Source organism: Brachyspira pilosicoli, assembly GCF_008016535.1.
GTDB lineage: Bacteria > Spirochaetota > Brachyspiria > Brachyspirales > Brachyspiraceae > Brachyspira > Brachyspira pilosicoli_A.
This window is the reverse complement of the sequence record NZ_SAXY01000059.1, coordinates 1-4,336: the sequence shown is the minus strand read 5'-3', so window position 1 is coordinate 4,336 and position 4,336 is coordinate 1. Positions and strand designations below refer to the sequence as shown.

The 4,336-nt window shown below is 27.2% G+C and carries 3 protein-coding genes and 1 pseudogene; 3 read left to right on the top strand and 1 reads right to left on the bottom strand.

Annotated elements, in window-relative coordinates; genetic code table 11:
• Positions 1 to 114: 114 nt before the first annotated feature.
• Entirely contained in the window at positions 115 to 912 is a 798-nt protein-coding gene (locus tag EPJ72_RS09815) for a DDE-type integrase/transposase/recombinase (RefSeq protein WP_147731984.1), read from the bottom strand.
• A 184-nt stretch (positions 913 to 1,096) separates the two neighbouring features.
• On the opposite strand from EPJ72_RS09815, the gene EPJ72_RS09810 reads away from it, so the two are divergent.
• From EPJ72_RS09810 to EPJ72_RS09800, 3 genes and pseudogenes are all read left to right on the top strand, one after another.
• Positions 1,097 to 2,566, top strand: coding sequence for a leucyl aminopeptidase family protein (locus EPJ72_RS09810; RefSeq protein WP_147731983.1), 1,470 nt, complete (start codon positions 1,097 to 1,099; stop codon positions 2,564 to 2,566).
• 209 nt (positions 2,567 to 2,775) lie between these two features.
• Positions 2,776 to 3,516 (top strand): DeoR/GlpR family DNA-binding transcription regulator, encoded by a 741-nt coding sequence (locus EPJ72_RS09805; RefSeq protein WP_147731982.1) that lies wholly within the window; start codon positions 2,776 to 2,778, stop codon positions 3,514 to 3,516.
• A gap of 46 nt (positions 3,517 to 3,562) precedes the next feature.
• Positions 3,563 to 4,210 (top strand): annotated as a pseudogene (locus EPJ72_RS09800) (1-phosphofructokinase family hexose kinase); the annotation flags it as partial.
• Positions 4,211 to 4,336 lie beyond the last annotated feature (126 nt).

The window sequence follows — 4,336 nt, the reverse complement described above, 5'->3', positions numbered from 1 at the left end:
AAGAACATTTTTATTTATTCATAAAAGAATGTCAGTTTCGATTTAATAATCCAAAAGTTGACAAACAATTAGAAATTATATATAATTTAGCGAAAAAGAAGCTTTTTTAGTTATCTAGGACAGCCCCTTTTTATTTAATCGTGAATAAAATTCTCTTTCGTCTATACCGTGTACTCTTTCTACTACACCATTGTATCTTGGTGTTGCTACAGGAATATATCTTCTCTCTAATTTATTTTTCAAGCAGTATTCATCAAAAATATTGATTTTAGGAGTATTAATACAGCGATAAGTATATTCTATACCATTATCGGTCTGTATAGATTGTATCTTAAAAGGTGAAGTTTTTAAGACATATTTTAAGAAAGATAAAGCACTGGAAGGTGTTTTATCTTCATAGATTTCTCTCCAACTATAACGAGTAGCTAAATCGACAGCAGTGAATTGATAAACAGTTTTTCTGCCTAATTTGATATATTTAGTGTCTATTTGAACTATTTTGCCCTCTTTTTGTATTTTAGAGACAAATTTTCGTTTATCATATCGCTTCTTTTTCTTTTTTATTTTGTATCTCCAAAGATTATTTCTTTTTAGTACATTCTCTATCGCTGTAACACCTATCTTAATGCCTTTACGATTTAAATATGCTTTAATATAATGCTTACCTCGATATTCTTTAGTATAGAGTTTAATAATTAAATTAATAGCTTCTTGATTATTAAAGATATTTGGAGAAGTTTTCGGTCTAGTGCTAAAATTAGCGACAGTTCCAGTGTCTTTATATTTCTTAATCCAAGTATAAAAAGTGGATTTAGGTATTTCTTGTCTCTTTAAAAATCTTTTAATATTTTTAGTTTTTAATGCTTCATCCACTATAAATAATTTAAATTCTGTGCTATAATCTTTTTTCATAGTAGTATCCTTTATTTATTTTCTATATCAAAATATTATAACAAGGATACTGCTTTTTTTATACTAAAAAATGTCCAATATCTCACACTCCTAAACAGAATTTGAAAATTAATTAATTGACATAAAACAAACATTATATATAATATTTAAAATATCAATTATAGAATTTTTAAAGGACTTATCAATGAAACTCAAACATACAAACAATTTTATCAAAAAAGATACAGTAGCAATCTTTGTTAAGGTTGAAAAAGAAAAGCCTAAAGTTTGTACATTTAATGATGAGTATATAAAATTATTTAACAGTTTAGTAAAAGATAAATATTATACTATATCAACTCCGTTTGCATTTGCTTTTTCTAGTAATACTAGAGTAATTTATATTACTTATAAAGAAGTGAAAAATTATATTTATGAAACTTGGAAAAATGCAGGAGCTTCTTTAATAAGCATAATGAATCAGCTTCATATATCTGATATAGAAGTTGATATGGCTGAATTATTTGCTGAAATTGGCTCTCAGGAATCTTATATACAATTTTGTTTAGGAATGTTTTTAGCTTCTTATAGTTTTAATTATCATTTTGGTGAGAAAAGACTTAAAGAGAAAAACAATATTAATAATATTTTACTTGTTTCTGACCATAAAAAAGATACAGAAAATGCTATTAATATTGCTTCTAATATATCTGAGCATATTTGTTGGGCTAGGGATATGGTTAATGAACCTAGCAACGTTATTAATTCTTTAACATTTATAGAGAGAGCAAAAAAGATTGCTGAAAAGAAAAAATTAACTGCTACTGTATTAGATGAAAAACAATTAAAGACATTAAAGATGAATGGAATATTAGGTGTTAATGCAGGAAGTAAGAATCCTCCGAGATTACTTTGTATGCAATATAAAAAGCCTAAGGCTAAAAAAAATATAGTATTGGTTGGTAAGGGTATAACATTTGATACTGGCGGAATGAGTTTGAAGCCTGCTGACAGCATGCTTGGAATGAAAGATGATATGGCTGGTGCTGCTGCAGTTTGCGGAGCTTTATTTTTGGCTTGTGATATGAATCTTGATGCTAATGTTACTGCTATTTGTCCATTAACTGACAACAAAACAGGAAGTGGTGCTATTAATCCAGGTGATATATTAAAAATGTATAATGGTGTTACTGTTGAGATTATTAGTACTGATGCTGAAGGAAGATTAATACTTGCTGATGCTCTTGCTTATGGAATAGATAAATATAAACCTGATTATATAATAGATATTGCTACATTAACAGGTGCTTGTTCTATAGCTTTGGGAAGACATGCTACAGGTCTGCTTTCTACAGATGATAAATTGTCTAGAGCTATTAAAGATGCTGGTGACGATACTTATGAAAGAGTGTGGGAACTTCCTATGTTTGATGAGTATAAAGAGCAAATTAAATCGGATGTTGCTGATATTAAAAACACTGGCGGAAGACATGCTGGTACTATCACAGCAGCACAATTTCTTTCATACTTCACTGAAGGAACTAATTGGGCACACTTGGATATAGCTTGTACTTCTATATCTGATTCTAATAATAAATATTTAACTAAAGGTGCTACTGGTGTTGGTGTTTATCTATTAGAAAAAACTATTGAAAAATTGATAGAGATTAATTAATAATAATAATTATACATTTTTAAGAGTTCTGCTAAATACATATTGGCAGGACTCTTTTATTTTTAAATATTTTATTTTTATAGCTAATTTGCAATATTTTTAACTAAAAACCATATATTTTTTGATTGTTTTTGATTAATTTTGACTATTTTTAATTGATTTTTTATGAAATATTTATATACTATAATTATGAAGAGGTAAAAATAATAATGCTAAAAGTAAGCAGATACGAGTTAATATTAGAAGTTATAAGAGAAAAAAGAAACATAAAAGTAGAAGAACTAATTGAGAGGCTAAATGTATCAGAGGCTACAATTAGACGTGATTTAACATTTCTTGAAAAAGCAGGAAAGATAAGAAGAGTTCATGGCGGGGCAATATTGGTTGATATACAGGAAGAGAGCTTATTATACAAAAAAGAAATATACTCTGAAGAGAAAGAAAATATAGGTAAGTTTGCTGCTTCATTAGTAGAAAGCGGAAGCACTATATATTTAGATGCTGGTACAAGTGTTTTTGCTATGATTAAATATTTAGCTGGCATAGAAAACATAAAAGTAGTAACTAACGGGCTTAGCCATATAGAAGAGCTTTATAACAAAAAAATAGAAACTTATTTAATTGGCGGAAAAATGAAAATGCTTACTGGTGCTTTAGTGGGGGCTAGTGCTGTTTTATCTCTAAAAAGTTTTAATTTTGATTTGGCATTTATGGGGGCAAATGGAGTAGATATTAACGGATATTCTACTCCTGACAGTGAAGAGGCATTGATAAAAAATGAAGCTGCTTCAAAAGCAAATAAAACTTACTTCTTATGCGATGAATCAAAACTAAACAAAAAGAATTTGATTAATTTTTATAACTTGGAAGATTCCTATTTAATAACAAATGCTAAAGAAATAAATGAAGAAATAAAAAGCAAATTAAAAGGGTTATATATTGTTAATTGATAAAATAAATAAAAGAAAGAAAAAATAAAAACAAGGAGGATTAACTATGATATATACTTTAACATTAAATCCTGCTGTTGACTATTACATAGACATGGAAAACTTTGAAGAGGGGGATTTAAACAAAGTTAATAATGCCTATACATTAGCAGGCGGAAAGGGAATAAATGTTTCTAAGGTTTTAAAAAATTTTAATGTTGAATCTACTGCATTAGGTTTTTGCGGAGGTTTTACAGGAGATTATATAAAAAAACATCTTAAAGAATACGGAATTAAAGAAAGTTTTATTTATTTAGAAGAAGATACAAGAATAAATATAAAATTAAAAACCAAAAAAACAGAAAGCGAAATAGCAGGAAAATCTCCTAATATTTCAAAAGAAAAAGTTAATGAACTATTAAACTATATAAAAGATAATATAAAAGAAAATGATGTTTTAGTATTATCTGGAAGTGTTCCTAATTCTATTGAAAGCAGCATATATAAAGACATAATATCAAATGCAAATAAAAATATAAAAGTGATATTAGATGCTAGAGATGAGGCGTTTAAAATAGGATTAAAAGAAAAAGTATTTCTTACAAAACCTAATAAAAAAGAGTTAGTAGAATATTTTAATAAAAAAATAGAATCAACAGAAGAGATAATAAAATATGCAAGAGAGCTAATAAAAGAGGGAAGCGAGAATGTAATAGACTTGTTTCAAAAGTCATTTTTTAACTGATAATTATATATTGATGCTAATATAAAAAATCTTGTATTTAACTTTTGTAAATGATTTCGATATCGAGTAGAAAGTATTTTATATCGTTTGAGAACT